Annotated in this window: 13 protein-coding genes and 3 pseudogenes; 7 read left to right on the top strand and 9 right to left on the bottom strand. The window is 42.6% G+C overall.

Annotated elements, in window-relative coordinates:
• Nucleotides 1–183: 183 nt before the first annotated feature.
• A complete protein-coding gene (locus tag HT723_RS02960) occupies nucleotides 184–2,520 on the bottom strand; it encodes a cation-translocating P-type ATPase (RefSeq protein ID WP_172934593.1) in 2,337 nt (778 codons plus the stop codon).
• 131 nt (nucleotides 2,521–2,651) lie between these two features.
• Here HT723_RS02960 and HT723_RS02955 point away from each other — a divergent pair, with 131 nt between their 5' ends.
• On the top strand, nucleotides 2,652–3,401 hold the full coding sequence (locus HT723_RS02955) for a 1-acyl-sn-glycerol-3-phosphate acyltransferase (RefSeq protein WP_000500188.1): 750 nt from the start codon (nucleotides 2,652–2,654) through the stop codon (nucleotides 3,399–3,401).
• 292 nt (nucleotides 3,402–3,693) lie between these two features.
• Here the strand turns inward: HT723_RS02955 and HT723_RS02950 are convergent.
• Both HT723_RS02950 and rpsO read right to left on the bottom strand, forming a co-directional pair.
• Nucleotides 3,694–4,216, bottom strand: a pseudogene (locus HT723_RS02950) (cadmium resistance transporter).
• Between the two features lie 798 nt (nucleotides 4,217–5,014).
• A complete protein-coding gene (gene rpsO / locus HT723_RS02945; RefSeq protein ID WP_001018251.1) occupies nucleotides 5,015–5,284 on the bottom strand; it encodes a 30S ribosomal protein S15 in 270 nt (89 codons plus the stop codon).
• Between the two features lie 205 nt (nucleotides 5,285–5,489).
• On the opposite strand from rpsO, the pseudogene HT723_RS11495 reads away from it, so the two are divergent.
• The 3 genes and pseudogenes from HT723_RS11495 (at nucleotide 5,490) to thrS (ending at nucleotide 8,116) form a co-directional block, all read left to right on the top strand.
• A pseudogene (locus tag HT723_RS11495) lies at nucleotides 5,490–5,850 on the top strand (hypothetical protein).
• Between the two features lie 73 nt (nucleotides 5,851–5,923).
• Nucleotides 5,924–6,132, top strand: a pseudogene (locus HT723_RS02940) (hypothetical protein).
• A 40-nt stretch (nucleotides 6,133–6,172) separates the two neighbouring features.
• Entirely contained in the window at nucleotides 6,173–8,116 is a 1,944-nt protein-coding gene (gene thrS, locus HT723_RS02935; protein WP_172934592.1) for a threonine--tRNA ligase, read from the top strand.
• Nucleotides 8,117–8,164: 48 nt separating this feature from the next.
• Here thrS and HT723_RS02930 read toward each other — a convergent pair whose 3' ends face one another.
• The gene (locus HT723_RS02930; RefSeq protein ID WP_172934591.1) at nucleotides 8,165–9,139 is read right to left on the bottom strand and encodes a sensor histidine kinase; all 975 of its coding nucleotides are present in this window, start codon (nucleotides 9,137–9,139) and stop codon (nucleotides 8,165–8,167) included.
• Nucleotides 9,132–9,809 carry a response regulator transcription factor gene (locus HT723_RS02925; RefSeq protein ID WP_172934590.1) on the bottom strand — a complete coding sequence of 226 codons (678 nt, stop codon included), beginning with the start codon at nucleotides 9,807–9,809 and terminating at the stop codon, nucleotides 9,132–9,134. Before HT723_RS02925 ends, HT723_RS02930 begins: the two co-directional genes overlap by 8 nt.
• A gap of 155 nt (nucleotides 9,810–9,964) precedes the next feature.
• Here HT723_RS02925 and HT723_RS02920 point away from each other — a divergent pair, with 155 nt between their 5' ends.
• Nucleotides 9,965–11,038 carry a DUF2974 domain-containing protein gene (locus HT723_RS02920; RefSeq protein ID WP_172934589.1) on the top strand — a complete coding sequence of 358 codons (1,074 nt, stop codon included), beginning with the start codon at nucleotides 9,965–9,967 and terminating at the stop codon, nucleotides 11,036–11,038.
• Nucleotides 11,039–11,245: 207 nt separating this feature from the next.
• On the opposite strand, the gene HT723_RS02915 is transcribed toward HT723_RS02920, so the two are convergent.
• Both HT723_RS02915 and HT723_RS02910 read right to left on the bottom strand, forming a co-directional pair.
• The gene (locus tag HT723_RS02915) at nucleotides 11,246–11,683 is read right to left on the bottom strand and encodes an Rrf2 family transcriptional regulator (RefSeq protein ID WP_172934588.1); all 438 of its coding nucleotides are present in this window, start codon (nucleotides 11,681–11,683) and stop codon (nucleotides 11,246–11,248) included.
• 75 nt (nucleotides 11,684–11,758) lie between these two features.
• On the bottom strand, nucleotides 11,759–12,601 hold the full coding sequence (locus HT723_RS02910) for a metallophosphoesterase family protein (protein ID WP_172934587.1): 843 nt from the start codon (nucleotides 12,599–12,601) through the stop codon (nucleotides 11,759–11,761).
• Nucleotides 12,602–12,712: 111 nt separating this feature from the next.
• On the opposite strand from HT723_RS02910, the gene HT723_RS02905 reads away from it, so the two are divergent.
• Together HT723_RS02905 and HT723_RS02900 are read left to right on the top strand one after the other, a co-directional pair.
• On the top strand, nucleotides 12,713–13,363 hold the full coding sequence (locus HT723_RS02905) for a metal-dependent transcriptional regulator (protein ID WP_172934586.1): 651 nt from the start codon (nucleotides 12,713–12,715) through the stop codon (nucleotides 13,361–13,363).
• A gap of 163 nt (nucleotides 13,364–13,526) precedes the next feature.
• Nucleotides 13,527–13,940: a hypothetical protein gene (locus HT723_RS02900; protein ID WP_172934585.1), complete on the top strand. Its 414-nt coding sequence runs from the start codon at nucleotides 13,527–13,529 to the stop codon at nucleotides 13,938–13,940.
• 38 nt (nucleotides 13,941–13,978) lie between these two features.
• Here HT723_RS02900 and dtd read toward each other — a convergent pair whose 3' ends face one another.
• Both dtd and HT723_RS02890 read right to left on the bottom strand, forming a co-directional pair.
• Complete coding sequence (gene dtd / locus HT723_RS02895) at nucleotides 13,979–14,422, bottom strand: D-aminoacyl-tRNA deacylase (protein ID WP_172934584.1); 444 nt, start codon at nucleotides 14,420–14,422, stop codon at nucleotides 13,979–13,981.
• Nucleotides 14,423–14,451: 29 nt separating this feature from the next.
• Nucleotides 14,452–16,674, bottom strand: coding sequence for a bifunctional (p)ppGpp synthetase/guanosine-3',5'-bis(diphosphate) 3'-pyrophosphohydrolase (locus HT723_RS02890; RefSeq protein ID WP_172934583.1), 2,223 nt, complete (start codon nucleotides 16,672–16,674; stop codon nucleotides 14,452–14,454).
• Nucleotides 16,675–16,973: the final 299 nt, after the last annotated feature.

Genomic DNA, 16,973 nt, shown 5'->3' with positions numbered 1-16,973 from the left:
AAACTAGGAAACTAGCCGCAGGCCGTACTTGAGTACGGTAAGGCGACGTTGACGTGGTTTGAAGAGATTTTCGAAGAGTATTAGAAATGTTTTAGTAGCTATGATGTCCTATTCCAGATTCAATCCACTATACGATAGACTCGTCGTATAAAAAGACCGCAATACATAGATTGCAGTCTTTCTTTATTTTTTCGCTTGGTAACGACTGGTCAGGATGAAAATCACGGTAAAGACCAACATCATGACACCATAAACAGGTAATGTTTGTCCTGTTAAGGTTGCAATTTCAAGCAGTTTTTGAATTCTTGGGAAGAGAGCGGTAGCTAGGAAACCTCCTACTGACCAAACAATCAAGAGGACACGCCATAGGGTAAATGGCATGCAGGCTCTAAATACGGATAAGAAACCAATTGACCCCAAGAGATAATAGAGTAGAGTTGAGATTTCTAACTCAGACCAACCTTGGCTACTCCCAAATATTTTCACAAACAGGACGCTGAAGACGACCATGAGAGCGCTTGGTAGGGCACGAAGCATGGATCTTCTGAGGAAATTCTGCTCAACAGGTTTGATATTTCGCTCAAAAGTCAGAACGAATGGTGGGAAACCTTCCACAAACTGGTCAATCATGGTAATCTGGATCGGAATGAAGGGGAAAATCAAAATCCACTCTGACCGACCTAGTAAAGCACTGGCAATACAGATGACTGCTAACAGGAAGGAATAGATGGTCTTTATCAAGAAAATCGGGGCGATGTGGGCAATGTTATTGACCACGCGACGACCCTCGAAGAGAATCTCAGGAACATCATTAAAGTCTGAGTTCAAGAGAACCAGATTGGCAATCTGACGGGTTGCTGGATCCCCCTCCGCCATCACGATAGAACAATCCGCCTCACGAAGGGCCAAGATATCATTAACCCCGTCCCCTGTCATAGCCGTTGTATGACCCGCTTTTTTCAACGTTTGGATGATGAGTTTCTTTTGATGAGGGGAAACACGTCCGAAAATAGCTGTCTCCTCCGCCATGGCCATCAATTCCTCATCGATGATTTTCGAACAATCTACATAGCTATGGTAGTCCGCAAAACCAGCCTTCTGGGCAATGCTGGATACAGTGACCGGATTGTCACCAGAAATAATCTTGAGGCCCACTTCCTGAGAACGGAGATAGTCCAGCGTCTCTGCTGCTCCTTCTCGAATAGGATCCAAAATTTCCAGCAAGGCTAAAGCCTGAATATCAGAAGGTTTCTGTGGCTTGTGATGGTCTAATTTCTCCTGACTAAGAGCTAAGACCAAGACACGTGCCCCTCTCTCCAAGGCCTCCCTGGCTTCTGGGACTTCAGAATCCAGCAACATCTCAGGTGCCCCTAAGAAAACTGTCCCCAAACCTTCTAACTCCATAGCCCCCCACTTGCGGTCGCTCGAGAAGGGAAGATTGGAAATCATAGGATAAGCAACATCTCCCACAAAACGCTGGCGAATGGCTTGGGCAGTTGGATTCTTATCCTCACTATGGGCTATGTAGCTAGTCAAGATGCTGGCAATAGCCTCTTCACCATACGTTTCCGTCAACGGAAGAACAGCCTCCACCTGCATCTTTCCTTGGGTGATGGTACCCGTCTTGTCCAGACAGAGCATATCCACGCGCGCCAAGGTCTCAACAGAGTACATCTCCTGCACCAAGACCTTTTTCAAGCCCAGCTTAATCACCGCTGTCAAGAGCGAAGTAATAGTCAAAAGGGCAATTCCCTTAGGCAACATTCCCAAAAGAGCTGTCGACGAGTTTACAACGGATGACTTGAGAGGCAGGCCTTTTAAAAGCAAGGCTTCCAGCAAGAGAGCCAGACCAAAGGGAATGATAATCTTCCCAGTAAAACCAGCCAACTTGTCCAGCGATTTCATGATACGGGAGTTGATGGGGTTAACGGTCTTAGCCTCAAGCATGAGTTTGGCAGCATAGTTGTCTGCACCGACATGGTGAACTTGAGATAAAACTGACCCACTGGCTAGGAAACTTCCTGACAAAAGCAAGGCTTCCACTTCCTTTTGCACCAAATCACTTTCCCCCGTCAACATGGCTTCATTAACCTCCGCAAAGCCTTCCAAAACCAAGGCATCACTGGGAATCTGCTCTCCAGCAGACAGACGAATCACATCTCCTAACACCAATTCTTCCGGATTCAGAGCCACTTCTTGGCCATCACGAATAGTCTTGACCTTTTCCTTGGTCATGAGATTGAGCTTATCCACCATGTGTTTGGCGCGTAGCTCGGTCACGATCCCAGAAAAAGCGTTAAAGCAGATAACAGCAAAAAAGACCAGATTGCTCCAAGCCTGCACAAAGGCAAGGGCCAAAGCAATGGCAAAGTTCAAAGCGTTAAAAAGGGTAAAGACATTTCGTTTAACGATTTGCCAAGTGCTGGTACTGGCTGATGCGGTAAAGTCATTGACCAAACCCTCAGCCTGTCTTTCCTTGACTTCTCTTTGGGTTAATCCCATAATCTTATTTTTATCCATAAATTCTATTATATCATTTTTTTAACAGAATTCTAATTTCATCCCAAATATGCATCTAGTCAAGGGAAAAGTTTGCCAGCCCTCCTTTGATAAGGTATAATAATAACAAGAAAACAATCGAAGGAGATCGCATGTTTTATACTTATTTGCGTGGATTAGTTGTATTGCTCTTATGGTCCATCAATGGCAATGCTCACTATCATAATACTGATAAAATTCCTAATCAAGATGAAAATTATATTTTAGTTGCGCCTCACCGTACCTGGTGGGATCCTGTTTATATGGCCTTTGCGACCAAGCCAAAACAGTTCATCTTTATGGCAAAAAAAGAACTCTTTACCAACCGTATCTTTGGTTGGTGGATTCGTATGTGTGGCGCCTTTCCCATCGACCGTGAAAATCCCAGCGCCTCAGCCATCAAATATCCTATCAACGTTCTCAAAAAAAGTGACCTCTCTCTCATCATGTTTCCAAGTGGTAGCCGCCACTCAAACGATGTCAAGGGGGGCGTAGCACTGATTGCCAAAATGGCCAAGGTCCGTATCATGCCGGTTACCTACACCGGTCCCATGACTTTGAAGGGCTTGATTAGCCGTGAACGTGTCGATATGAACTTTGGAAATCCAATCGATATCTCAGATATCAAGAAAATGAATGATGAAGGCATTGAAACAGTCGCCAATCGTATTCAAACAGAATTCCAACGTCTGGACGAAGAAACGAAACAATGGCACAATGATAAAAAACCAAATCCACTCTGGTGGTTTATCCGCATCCCTGCCCTCATCCTTGCTATTATCCTCGCTATCCTAACCATCATCTTTAGCTTTATCGCAAGCTTCATCTGGAGCCCAGATAAGAAAAGAGATGAACTTGCATAGAAGAAATGAACCTTGGCCAAACAGCTAAGGTTTTCATTTATATAGTAGATTGGAACTAGAATAGTACACCTCTACTTCTAAAACATTTTTAGAAATCGATTTGACTGTCCTGATCGATTTGTCCTATTCTTATTTCATTTTACTATATTTATAAGAATCTCCTAATCAAATCAAAAGCCACTCTACAATAGAGTAACTTTAAGATTTGTCCATTTATACTCAATGAAAAAGCCCTCTGAAAATCAGAGAGCTGATTTGAGTTCGGGCTAAAATCCTAGTGAAACAAAAAAATCTACACGATCAGAAAAGTCTCTATCGTGCCATTTTCATACATGATGTATAGTCCAAGTAGAATGAATACTAAGGGCACAATGATTCGCTCGTATTTTTCAATTGTCTCGAATAGTAACGGAATAGAGGATAACACCCGACTAATCTCGCAAAAGATAATTATGCCGATTACAAGCACAAGCAAGGCCACGAGGGTCTGTGACCAATCTAACGAAGCAAAATAAGGTATATAGATACCTAAATTATCTCCGCCAGACGCAATTGTCAGCAATGTAACTGTCCAAAACAGTTGATTTGCCTTGCTTTGTTCTAATCTTTCAATAATTTCTTCCTCTTCTTCCGCATCTTCTCCAACAATTGCAAGCAGCAACTAAACTCGCCCCTACAAGTAAGCCTGTGCCTAGATATTGCCCCGCATAAATATGCCATTTCTGTTTATTCTGTGATAGCTGTGCAAATAAAATAATTAAAATAATTAAATAATCGATATATGATTGTCTGTCCCATAAAAAAACCTCCTGTATTAGTCAGTAATAAATCAGCAGATTTTAGGAGAGCACAGACACATTAATTTAGCTATCGCTAGTGGGTAATGTCGAACATAGGAAAGCATTTTACTCCTCCTCAAAACGTAGTTACAAAGTAATTTCTAACTGGAATTCGGTGACTACTTCCATGTAAAGTATAACATACTATACTTTACTTCGTAAAGTGTGGGCTCTCCGAGGGGGCTTGCAGACACCTACTCGACTTTTCAAGCCGAGTAGCTGCGCACCTTTATGGTGTAATTAGCTGATACCATTTGAGGTTTTTGTAGTCTCCAAAATTGTGACCGATAAAACCTCAATAAAAAAGCCCTCTGAAGTCAGAGAGCTGATTTGAGCCCGGGCTAAAATCCTAGTGGAAAAGATGAAACTCCTTGTGTTCATCGAACACTGTGTCATTTCCCTATTTTCATACGGATTTTTGACACCCTTAGCATCATGATTCTTGCTAGATAAACCGTTTATAGGCTAGGCGACGAGGCGAAGATTGTACGAAACTTTCAGTGAAACAAAAAAAAATCTCCCCCAAGGGAGAAAAGCTGGTTTATTTTTCCTTACAGTGCTAGGAACCGTAACCGAAGATTATACTTGAGTATAGCGAGGTAAGGTGACAACGCAAAAAAGCTACCCAATTTAGAGTAGCTTTATTATCAAGATATGCTCAATTGAACACGGCCTAAGCACTTGGCAAAAAAGATAAAATCTCCTAGAAACTGAAGTTTCTTCGTCAATTTTCCTATTTTTGCTTTGTGCTTTTGACGGCCTTTGTATCTTGAATTAGCGACGAAGTCCTAGAGAGTTGATCAACTCACGGTAACGGTTAACGTCGTTTTTACGCAAGTATGCAAGCAAGTTACGACGGCGACCGATTTTTTTCATCAGTCCACGGTAAGTAGCGTGGTCTTTTTTGTGTTGTTTGATGTGTTCGTTAAGGTGGTTGATTTCCCAAGTAAGGACAGCAACTTGAACCTCTACTGAACCTGTATCACCTTCGTGACGTGCATATTGTGCGATGATTTCATTTTTTTTCTCTTTTGAGATTGCCATGATGTTTCTCCTTTTTATTTGGCTTCATCCGAGTGACAGGTTGGCATGCCTGTAACCAAGAAGAAGTTATTTGTCTTTACGACAATCCCTATTCTACCAATAACTAACTTCTTTGTCAACAGATTTACTTTCTTGTTTTAAATATGCTATAATAATCATAGCAAGAAATCTAAGTTGTCTGTTTTTTTAAAACGAGGTGATTATCATGCGTAAATTCTATTTCCATCTCACCTACTATCTGGTCATATTCTTCTTTTTATTGGCCTCTTTATGAATTATTTTCACTGCTCTCATCCGGTTCCAATCTGCTAGGACTCATCTTCTAAATATCTTTATCTTTTCTCCGTTAGTAACCTTCATCGTTTCTCTTCTTTACGGTTACCGTTTCCCTTTTTCCCTTTTGACATTGGATTGCTCTTTTGCTTTACTATCATTTCTTTCCACGATTTTAGCATTGTCTACTTTTTAGCCTATGAAACCTTTGCTCTGATCGGCATGGCTTCCGGTATTGGTATCAAGCATATTCTGCAAAAATGAAAAACAAAAAACTTTCACAAAATCCTTGAAAAATCTCACAATCATGCTATAATAATCCATAGAGACAAGTCACTTAGTCCCTTTCTACTAGAGAGTGCGTGGTTGCTGAGAACGCATAGAAAGACTATACTGATACTACTCTACTGACTTTTATGCAAACATAAAACGGTGGCCACGTTAGAGCCAATCAGAGGTGTCCCTCTTTTTTGAGGCACATAAATGAAGGTGGAACCACGTTGCGACGTCCTTTTGAGGATGTCGCTTTTTGTTTTTCTAGCTTTCAAAATCCTCTGTCCCTGTTTTCAGAATAGGGTTAACACATTCGTCAATAATATAAGTAAGGAGAACATCATGATTAACATTACTTTCCCAGATGGCGCTGTTCGTGAATTCGAATCTGGCGTTACAACTTTTGAAATTGCCCAATCTATCAGCAATTCCCTAGCTAAAAAAGCCTTGGCTGGTAAATTCAACGGCAAACTCATCGACACTACTCGTGCTATCACTGAAGATGGAAGCATCGAAATTGTAACACCTGATCACGAAGATGCCCTTCCAATCTTGCGTCACTCAGCTGCTCACTTGTTCGCCCAAGCAGCTCGTCGTCTTTTCCCAGACATTCACTTGGGAGTTGGTCCAGCCATCGAAGATGGTTTCTACTACGATACTGACAACACAGCTGGTCAAATCTCTAACGAAGACCTTCCTCGTATCGAAGAAGAAATGCAAAAAATCGTCAAAGAAAACTTCCCATCTATTCGTGAAGAAGTGACTAAAGACGAGGCACGTGAAATCTTCAAAAATGACCCTTACAAGTTGGAATTGATTGAAGAACACTCAGAAGACGAAGGCGGTTTGACTATCTATCGTCAGGGTGAATATGTAGACCTCTGCCGTGGACCTCACGTTCCATCAACAGGTCGTATCCAAATCTTCCACCTTCTCCATGTAGCAGGTGCTTACTGGCGTGGAAATAGCGACAACGCTATGATGCAACGTATCTACGGTACAGCTTGGTTTGACAAGAAAGACTTGAAAAACTACCTTCAAATGCGTGAAGAAGCTAAGGAACGTGACCACCGTAAACTTGGTAAAGAGCTTGACCTCTTTATGATTTCACAAGAAGTGGGACAAGGTTTGCCATTCTGGTTGCCAAATGGTGCGACTATCCGTCGTGAATTGGAACGCTACATCGTAAACAAAGAGTTGGCTTCTGGCTACCAACACGTCTACACTCCACCACTTGCTTCTGTTGAGCTTTACAAGACTTCTGGTCACTGGGATCATTACCAAGAAGACATGTTCCCAACCATGGACATGGGTGACGGGGAAGAATTTGTCCTTCGTCCAATGAACTGTCCGCACCACATCCAAGTTTTTAAACACCATGTTCACTCTTACCGTGAATTGCCAATCCGTATCGCTGAAATCGGTATGATGCACCGTTACGAAAAATCTGGTGCCCTCACTGGCCTTCAACGTGTACGTGAAATGTCACTCAACGACGGTCACCTATTCGTTACTCCAGAACAAATCCAAGAAGAATTCCAACGTGCCCTTCAGTTGATTATCGATGTTTATGAAGACTTCAACTTGACTGACTACCGCTTCCGCCTCTCTCTTCGTGACCCTCAAGATACTCATAAGTACTTTGATAACGATGAGATGTGGGAAAATGCCCAAACCATGCTTCGTGCAGCTCTTGATGAAATGGGCGTGGACTACTTTGAAGCCGAAGGTGAAGCAGCCTTCTACGGACCAAAATTGGATATCCAGATTAAAACTGCCCTTGGAAAAGAAGAAACCCTTTCTACTATCCAACTTGATTTCTTGTTGCCAGAACGCTTCGACCTCAAATACATCGGAGCTGATGGCGAAGATCACCGTCCAGTCATGATCCACCGTGGGGTTATCTCAACTATGGAACGCTTCACCGCTATCTTGATTGAGAACTACAAAGGTGCCTTCCCAACATGGCTGGCACCACACCAAGTAACCCTCATCCCAGTATCTAACGAAAAACACGTGGACTACGCTTGGGAAGTAGCTAAGAAACTCCGCGACCGTGGTGTCCGTGCAGACGTAGATGAACGCAATGAAAAAATGCAGTTCAAAATCCGTGCTTCACAAACCAGCAAAATTCCTTACCAATTGATTGTTGGAGATAAGGAAATGGAAGACGGAACAGTCAACGTTCGTCGCTATGGCCAAAAAGAAACACAAACTGTCTCAGTAGATGATTTTGTTGGAGCTATTCTAGCTGATATCGCCAACAAATCACGCGTTGAGAAATAAGAGTCTAGCATAAAAGCCTCCAATCTGGAGGCTTTTTGTCATCTATTTTTACTCAAGGACTAGGTTCACTTGAGCAAACTGAATCCGCACTATCGTTCCTTTTCCGGCCTCAGACTCGATACGAATCTCGTGCCCCAGTTCTTCAGAAATTTTCTTAGATAGGTAAAGGCCGAGGCCAGATGACTGCTGGGTTAGGCGTCCATTATATCCTGAAAAGCCACGTTCAAAGACTCGGAGGACATCACTGTTTTTTATCCCGATTCCCGTATCCTTGATACAAAGCTCTTGCCCCTCCATATAAATCTCCAGACCACCTTCCTTAGTGTACTTGAGACTATTTGAGATAATTTGTTCAATGACCACTAGTAGCCACTTCTTATCCGTCACGATTTCTTTATCAAGGTCATGTAGATTGACATTTAAGCCTTTTTGAATAAAGAAAAGAGCGTATTTCCGAATTATTTCCTTGACAAGGTTCTCAATTTGAACCTGCTTTAAGACCAAATCATCATGAAAACTTTCTAAACGCAGGTACTGTAAAACTAAATTGGTATAGGAGTCAATCTTGAAAATTTCCTGTTCTAATTGCTGCTTCAGTTGGCGGTCGACCACTTCTGCAACTAAGAGTTGACTGGCTGCAATGGGGGTCTTTATCTGATGGACCCACAAGGTATAGTAATCCAGCAAATCCGTCAGTTTTCTTTCTGCTTTTGACCTCTGCTGATAGAGTTCCATCTCACGCGCTTCTAATTTTTCTGCTAAAGCTATTTCCAAAGGAGACTTGGCTTCCCTCTCTCCATAGAGAAGTTCCTGGCGATAGACCTGCGTTTCCACCAATATGTCCCAAGTGAAAAATAATATGGTTACAAAGCAACACAGCAGGAAAAAGTAGAGAAAGTAAATTCCCAAACTGGCAAATAAAAACTGAAAAAGCAAAACTAGAAATGTTAAAGAAAGCAGATAGACAAACAGACGACTACGGGAGCGCAGATAGGCCAGAAAAAATTGTTTCCAATCAAGCATGCTTCAGTCCGTACCCTATCCCTTTCTTGGTCTCGATAAATCCTATCAAGCCCTGCTCTTCCAATTTTTTACGCAAACGAGCCACATTAACAGAGAGGGTATTGTCATCAATGAAAAAGTCACTGTTCCAAAGTTCCCGCATGAGGTCGTCACGCGCTACAATATTGCCCGCATGCTCAAACAACACGCTTAAAATCTGGAATTCGTTCTTGGTCAAATTCAAGACTTGCCCTTGATAATGCACATCCATGGATTTGGTATTGAGGATAACACCAGCATATTCCAGTAAACTCTCGTCACGCCCAAACTCATAGGAACGGCGCAGCAAGCCCTGAACCTTGGCTAAAAGAACCTGCTGGTCAAAAGGCTTGGTCACAAAGTCATCCGCCCCCATATTGATTGCCATAACAATATCCATAGCCTGGTCTCTCGAAGACAGAAACATGATGGGGACCTTGGAAATCTTGCGAATCTCCTGACACCAGTGATAGCCATTAAACAAGGGAAGTCCAATATCCATGAGGACCAGATGAGGTTCCGATTGAACAAATAGACTCAAAACTTCCATAAAGTCTTCTACCAGCACCACTTCAAATCCCCATTCAGAGAGCATTTTTCCGACTTGTTGACGAATAACCTGATCATCTTCTACTAGTAAAATCTTGTGCATGCGCTCCTCCTTTTCTATTATTATAACAGATTTTTCGATGCTCGAAGGTCTGAAACTGAATTTGACATAGCTTGTTTTTAGCCAGTACAAACAGGCAATGCTACTAGCTAATTTAAGGGAAATTTGATAAGATAAATAAAAAGAAAGGAGCTATTATGGTCAATATTTTTGATTATCTGAAAGATGTCGCACACGATTCCTTTTACGACCTTCCTTTAAATGAATTAGATATTCTAGCCTTAACAGAAATCACCTACCTCTCCTTTGATAATCTGGTCTCCACAGCTCCTCAGCGACTTTTAGACCTAGCTCCTCAGGTTCCAAGGGAGCCTAACATGTTGACCAGCAAAAATCGCCTCCAGCTATTGGATGAGCTATCTCAACACAAGCGCTTCAAAAATTGCAAACTCTCCCATTTTATCAACGACATCGACCCTGAACTGCAAAAACAATTTGCGGCTATGACCTACCGCCTCACTCTCGATACCTATCTGATTGTTTTTCGAGGTACAGATGATAGTATTATTGGTTGGAAGGAAGATTTCCACCTGACCTATATGAAGGAAATTCCTGCTCAAAAGCACGCCATTCGCTATTTAAAGAACTTTTTTGCCCAACATCCTAAGCAAAAGGTCATTCTGGCTGGGCATTCCAAGGGAGGAAATCTAGCCATCTATGCTGCTAGTCAAATTGAGCAAAACTTGCAAGATCAGATCACAGCAGTTTATACCTTTGATGCGCCTGGTCTCCACAAAGAACTGACACAAACCGAGGGTTATCAAAGGATAATGGATAGAACCAAGGTCTTCATCCCACAAGGGGCCATTAGCGGTATGATGATGGAAATCCCTAACCAGCAAATCATCGTGCACAGTACTGCCTTGGGTGGTATCGCCCAGCACGATACCTTTAGTTGGCAGATTGAGGACAAGCACTTCGTTCAACTGGATAAGACCAACAGTGATAGCCAACAAGTAGATACGACCTTCAAGGAGTGGGTGGCCACAGTCCCTGACGAGGAACTCCAGCTCTACTTCGACCTCTTCTTCGGCACCATTCTTAATTCTGGTATTACTTCTATCAATGACTTGGCTTCCTTAAAGGCGATTGAACACATTCATCATCTCTTCGTCCAAGCGCAATCCCTCACTCCAGAAGAAAGAGAAACCATGGGACGCCTTACCCAGTTATTGATTGATACCCGTTACCAAGCTTGGAAGAATAGATAAAAAGCTTATGAAAAGGTAATACTCTTCGAAAATCTCTTCAAACCACGTCAGCGTCGCCTTACCGTATATATGTGACTGACTTTGTCAGTCTTATCTACAACCTCAAAGCGGTGCTTTGAGCAACCTGCGGCTAGCTTCCTAGTTTGCTTTTTGATTTTCATTGAGTATAAAAACCTTCTCATAAGCTTTTTTATTTTAAAGAAGAATTCACTCCTTCATCTGACTCTCTGCATCAGCCACAACTTGCTCTAAACTAGTCTGACCAAGCTCTGCCTCCATAGCTTGCTGGATCCTCTCCAATTTTTGATCCAAAACCTCATGAATATGAGCTCCGACTGGGCAATTTGGATTCGGATTGTCATGGAAACTGAAGAGTTGACCAGTCTTACCAAGACACTCAACCGCCTGATAAACATCTAATAGACTAATGTCTTTAAGATCCTTAACAATCTCTGTTCCGCCCGTTCCACGCGCTACTGAAATCAGCTCTGCCTTCTTCAACTGGGACAAGGTTTTTCTGATAATGACAGGATTGACCCCGACACTAGCAGCCAGAAAATCACTGGTCACCTTGCTTTCCTTCCCCTTGAGGGCAATGATTATCAGCATATGAGTCGCAATGGTAAATCTACTTGGAATTTGCATCCTCTTCTCCTTTTTACGAGGCTCCCCTGCCTCTACTCTTCTTTTTCTTTTATTATACCCTTTTTAGTTGTAATGTCAATCGTTACCACTTTTCAACCAAGCATCTAATTCCCTATCATAGCCCTCTTTCTGGGCCAATTCTCTCAGAAATTCCTGATGATGAGTATGGTGGATCCCATTGACCAGACTTTCATAGTAAACCTCAAAATAGGGAAGTTTAAGATCTTTAGCCAGCTGCAATTCAGCTGCCACATCGTAGTCTACCCGTCGGAAGTCCATATCTACCAAACCCTTGTCATCAAACTCTAAAATCATATACTGGGCCCGCAAGTCCTTCCGCAACTGGGCATCCAAAAAGAAAGGTTGCCCAATCGAACCCGGATTAACAATCAATTGTCCACCAGTCCCGTAACGAAGCAACTGCTGGTGAATATGACCATAAACAGCAATATCACAAGGGGGATTGGTCACCAAGCGGTCAAAATCCTCTTGCGCCCCAGTATGAATCAACTCTCGCCCCCAGTTCTTATCAGGAAGATGGTGGCTAATTCCCACCGTCAAATCCCCAAACTGACGATGAAGCTGGAGAGGTTGATTGTGGAGCAGTTCAATTTCTTCTAGGGAAATTTCCTCTAAAACATACTGGCACTGGCGCAAGAGATAGCGTTGACTGGGGCGAGTACTATCCAATTCCTTACGGACACCATGCCAAAGACTGTCTTCCCAGTTTCCCAAAACTCTAGCCGTAATCGGTAGTTGAGCCAACAAGTCCAAAATCCTTCTACGCCCTGTCCCTGGCATGAGAATGTCTCCCAAAAGCCAGTATTCATCCACTCCTAGCTGCCGAGCATCTGCCAAAACAGCCTCCAAGGCGGTGGTATTTCCATGAATATCTGAAAGAAGAGCTATTTTCGTCATATCCATCTCCTCGTTTTTTCTCTTGCAATAAGTATAACATAAAAAGTCACAGCTAGAGAAATCTAGCTTTTTTTGATATACTAGATAAAGATATTAGACAAGAGGAAGCGAATGACCCCGAATAAAGAAGACTATCTAAAATGTATTTATGAAATTGGCATAGACCTGCATAAAATCACCAACAAGGAAATTGCGGCCCGCATGCAAGTCTCTCCCCCTGCCGTAACTGAAATGATTAAACGGATGAAAAGTGAAAATCTCATCCTCAAGGACAAGGAATGTGGCTATCTACTGACTGACCTTGGACTCAAACTGGTCTCTGAACTCTATCGTAAGCATCGCTTGATTGAAGTTTTTCTAGTTCATCATTTAGACTATACGAGTGACCAGATTCACGAGGAAGCTGAGGTCTTGGAACATACTGTCTCTGACCTGTTCGTGGAAAGACTGGATAAATTGCTAGGTTTCCCTAAAACCTGCCCCCACGGAGGAACCATTCCTGCCAAGGGAGAACTCTTAGTTGAAATCAATAACCTGCCACTAGCTGACATCAAGGAAGCTGGCTCCTATCGCCTGACTCGTGTGCACGATAGTTTTGACATTCTCAGTTATCTGGACAAGCACTCACTTCACATCGGTGATTCGCTCCAAGTCAAGCAGTTTGATGGCTTTAGTAATACCTTCACTATCCTCAGTAAAGACGAGGATTTACAAGTAAGTATGGACATTGCCAAACAACTCTATGTCGAAAAAATCGACTAATTTCTCAAGTCCCCTACCAACCCTGAAAGTTTGATTTTCAGGGTTTTCTTATCTATTTTTTATATCAAGAACAATGGCAAACGCTTTCACTCCCCGGCTAAATATTATATAATAATTATATAAACTATTACGTCACTAACAGATGAAAAAAGGAGGTCTTAACATGAAAAAAATCATCTACACCAAGACCATTGAGCTCCTTGTCATTGATGGAATTCTGCTGGCATTTTTGACATTTAAAGAGAGACTTACTTGGGATTGGATTTTGATTTACAGTGGTTGGCTCATTTTCTTTCATCCTGTGCTGTTGACCTATCTTTCTAACCAGCTTTGTGACCACTTTAGTCAATTCTATTCCCAGATTAGAGCGAGATTCTGGTCTTTTGCCTTACAAATTCTCCTATGGGATATCCTGATGATTCTCTCCTTGATATATTTGAGTGGTGTGCCACTTTTCCTTCAGGGAACTCTCCTAATCCTAGGTCATCTCATCCCTTCCTATCGCATAAGCCAAAGTCTGAAAAGAGGCTTCCTAAAAGCCTATCAAGAACCGATGTCTTTTTGGAGTATTTTATGATAGATGAGAAAAACCAAGCCGTCTGAGCTTGGTCTTTCTTATCTATTTTTAGTATCAAGGATAATGGTGACTGGTCCATCATTGACCAGCTCAACCTGCATATCCGCTCCAAAGATGCCTGTCTGAATGGGTACTTCTTGCGCTAATTTTTGATTGAAAGCATCATAGAAGTCTGATGCCATATCAGGTTTGGCTGCTCCTGTGAAGGCGGGACGATTGCCTTTCTTAGTATCTGCAAAGAGGGTAAACTGAGAAATAGAAAGGATTTCTCCTTCAATATTTTTGACAGACAGGTTCATCTTGCCTTCTACGTCTGAAAAAATACGCATGTTAGCCAGTTTTCTCACAGCATAGTCCAAATCTTCCTCTTGGTCCTCTGGTCCAACACCAACCAGCAATAAGAGTCCCTGATTGATTTTTCCCTGAACCTGACCTTCGATACTGACTTGGGCTTTTTTAACCCGTTGGATAATGATTTTCATAATAGCCTTTCTAGTAAGAGCTAGGCCAATTAGCCGTTGGTCCGTTTAACAGAATAGACTTCTGGCACACTCTTAATCTTGTCCACGACCGTGGTCAGTGTAGAGAGGTTGGTAATGCCAAAGGACACATGGATATTAGCAAATTTCATATCCTTAGTTGGTTGGGCATTGACTGTTGAGATATTCTTGGTTGTGTTGGAAAGAACTTGCAGGACATCGTTCAAGAGGCCTGTACGGTTGAGACCGTAGATGTCGATATGGGCCATATACTCCTTATTTGAGCTAGAGTACTGATCTTCCCACTCCACATCAAGGAGACGTTGCTCGTAGTTTTCTTGGGCACGCAGGTTCATACAGTCCACACGGTGAATAGCCACACCACGCCCCTTGGTAATGTAGCCGACAATATCATCACCAGGCACGGGATTACAGCACTTGGCAATCCGCACTAGCAGACCTGAGGCACCTTCAATGACTACACCACCCTCATGCTTGACCTTGAGGGTTTCTTTGTTCTCAACCTTGATCTCGCCACCTTTGACAAGTTCTTCTGCCTCCGCCTTAGCCTTGGCACGTTCTTCTTCACGGCGTTCCTTTTCAGTCAGACGGTTAAAGACGGTAATAGCACCGATTTCTCCAAAACCAATGGCCGCAAAAAGGGATTCTTCTGTCTTGTAGCTAGTCTTTTGTAGAACTTGGTCCATGTGACGCTTGTCCATGAATTTATTTGCTACATAGCCATTTTCTTGGAACTGGGCCATCAACATCTCACGACCCTTGTTGACAGACAATTCCTTATCTTGATTTTTAAAGAACTGACGAATCTTGTTACGAGCCTTGCTGGTCTTGACCATATTGAGCCAATCACGGCTCGGTCCAAAGGAGTTAGGGTTGGTGACAATTTCAACCTGATCCCCTGTCTTGAGCTTGGTTGTCAGTGGAACCATACGGCCATTGACCTTGGCACCCGTCGCTTTTTCACCGACTTTGGTATGAATTTCGTAGGCAAAGTCAATCGGTCCTGAATCTTTGGGAAGAGAACGGACAGCTCCATCTGGTGTAAAGACGTAAATCTCCTCAGCCAGATAGTTTTCCTTAACAGAGTCCACAAATTCCTTGGCATCATCAGCTTGATCTTGAAGCTCCATCATCTCCTTGATCCAGTTCATCCCAATAGCCGATTCCTTGCTGTTAACCTGCCCCTTAACGCCTTTCTTATAAGCCCAGTGAGCCGCAACCCCGTACTCAGCCACCTCGTGCATGGCCTTGGTCCGAATTTGGAATTCAATCGGCCCTTTTGGCCCATAGACAGTCGTATGGATAGACTGGTAACCATTTGCCTTGCGGTTAGCGATGTAGTCCTTAAAGCGACCAGGCATGGGTTTCCAAAGTTCATGCACATAACCAAGCATGGCATAAACATCACTTTGGGTATCCAAAATACAACGAATGGCAATCAGGTCATAGATTTCCTCAAACCGTTTTCTCTTGTCCTGCATTTTGCGGAAAATTGAGTAAATATGCTTGGGACGACCATAAATCTTCCCTTTCAAGTGACGATCTATCGTATACTCCTCTAATTTTGTGACTACCTCATCCACCAAGGCTTCACGCTCTCTGCGCTTTTCCTTCATCATATTGGTAATCTTGTAAAACTCTGTCGAGTTGAGATAACGGAAAGACAGGTCTTCCAATTCCCATTTGACACTGGAAATCCCCAAACGGTGAGCAAGTGGGGCATAGATTTCCATAGTTTCTTTGGAAATGCGCTCCTGCTTGTCTTTTCGAAGATGTTTCAGGGTTCGCATATTGTGCAAGCGGTCAGACAGTTTGACCAAGATAACGCGGATGTCCTCAGACATGGCCATGAGCATCTTGCGATGATTTTCAGCCAACTGCTCTTCGTGAGACTTGTACTCGACCTTGCCAAGCTTGGTGACTCCGTCAACAATCACGCGCACATCGGGACCAAACTCTCTTTCCAAATCGTCCAAGGTCGCATCTGTATCTTCCACCACATCATGCAAGAAACCACAAGCTACCGTTACAGCATCCAGCTTGAGTTTGGCTAGAATACCTGCCACTTGAATAGGGTGAATGATATAAGGCTCGCCTGATTTGCGGTATTGACCACTATGACAATCCACCGCATAGACCAAGGCCTTATGGACAAAATGGACATCCTCTTCCGTTAAATATTTTTTGGTTAAAGCGACAACTTCTTCGCCTGTTAAATTCACTTCTTTTGGCATCTCTACTCTCCAATTCTTCCTACCATTTTATCACTTTTTTAAGAATATGAAAACTAGATTGGAACAGAATAAGAAAAAAATAATTCAGAATTGCTTGATAATTCTGAATTATTGGTCCATAATATACTACGAAGTTAGATTTTAAACTTAGGTGATAGAAGGAGAGATAGAAGAACGGAAACCATATTGTAACCCAAAGACTTTTTGACTTCCCCAATTTCCCTGAAGATACGAAAGATAAACGTATCACATACACTGGTACCTTGACTGGATTTTGAAATTAATACTCAATGAAAATC

The sequence above is a fragment of the Streptococcus sp. 2106 genome, from assembly GCF_013277315.1.
Taxonomy (GTDB): Bacteria; Bacillota; Bacilli; order Lactobacillales; family Streptococcaceae; genus Streptococcus; species Streptococcus pseudopneumoniae.
The sequence above is the reverse complement of the archived record's forward strand: the minus strand, read 5'-3'. Positions and strand labels throughout refer to the sequence as shown.

Bases quoted from the DNA above. Each gene is read 5' to 3' on its own strand.
- HT723_RS02910 (WP_172934587.1), bottom strand. From the start codon at position 12,601: ATGACGAAAATAGCTCTTCTTTCAGATATTCATGGAAATACCACCGCC.
- HT723_RS02905 (WP_172934586.1), top strand. From the start codon at position 12,713: ATGACCCCGAATAAAGAAGACTATCTAAAATGTATTTATGAAATTGGC.
- HT723_RS02920 (WP_172934589.1), top strand. From the start codon at position 9,965: ATGGTCAATATTTTTGATTATCTGAAAGATGTCGCACACGATTCCTTT.
- HT723_RS02890 (WP_172934583.1), bottom strand. From the start codon at position 16,674: ATGCCAAAAGAAGTGAATTTAACAGGCGAAGAAGTTGTCGCTTTAACC.
- HT723_RS02930 (WP_172934591.1), bottom strand. From the start codon at position 9,139: ATGCTTGATTGGAAACAATTTTTTCTGGCCTATCTGCGCTCCCGTAGT.
- HT723_RS02925 (WP_172934590.1), bottom strand. From the start codon at position 9,809: ATGCACAAGATTTTACTAGTAGAAGATGATCAGGTTATTCGTCAACAA.
- rpsO (WP_001018251.1), bottom strand. From the start codon at position 5,284: ATGGCAATCTCAAAAGAGAAAAAAAATGAAATCATCGCACAATATGCA.
- HT723_RS02915 (WP_172934588.1), bottom strand. From the start codon at position 11,683: ATGCAAATTCCAAGTAGATTTACCATTGCGACTCATATGCTGATAATC.
- HT723_RS02955 (WP_000500188.1), top strand. From the start codon at position 2,652: ATGTTTTATACTTATTTGCGTGGATTAGTTGTATTGCTCTTATGGTCC.
- HT723_RS02900 (WP_172934585.1), top strand. From the start codon at position 13,527: ATGAAAAAAATCATCTACACCAAGACCATTGAGCTCCTTGTCATTGAT.
- HT723_RS02960 (WP_172934593.1), bottom strand. From the start codon at position 2,520: ATGGATAAAAATAAGATTATGGGATTAACCCAAAGAGAAGTCAAGGAA.
- thrS (WP_172934592.1), top strand. From the start codon at position 6,173: ATGATTAACATTACTTTCCCAGATGGCGCTGTTCGTGAATTCGAATCT.
- dtd (WP_172934584.1), bottom strand. From the start codon at position 14,422: ATGAAAATCATTATCCAACGGGTTAAAAAAGCCCAAGTCAGTATCGAA.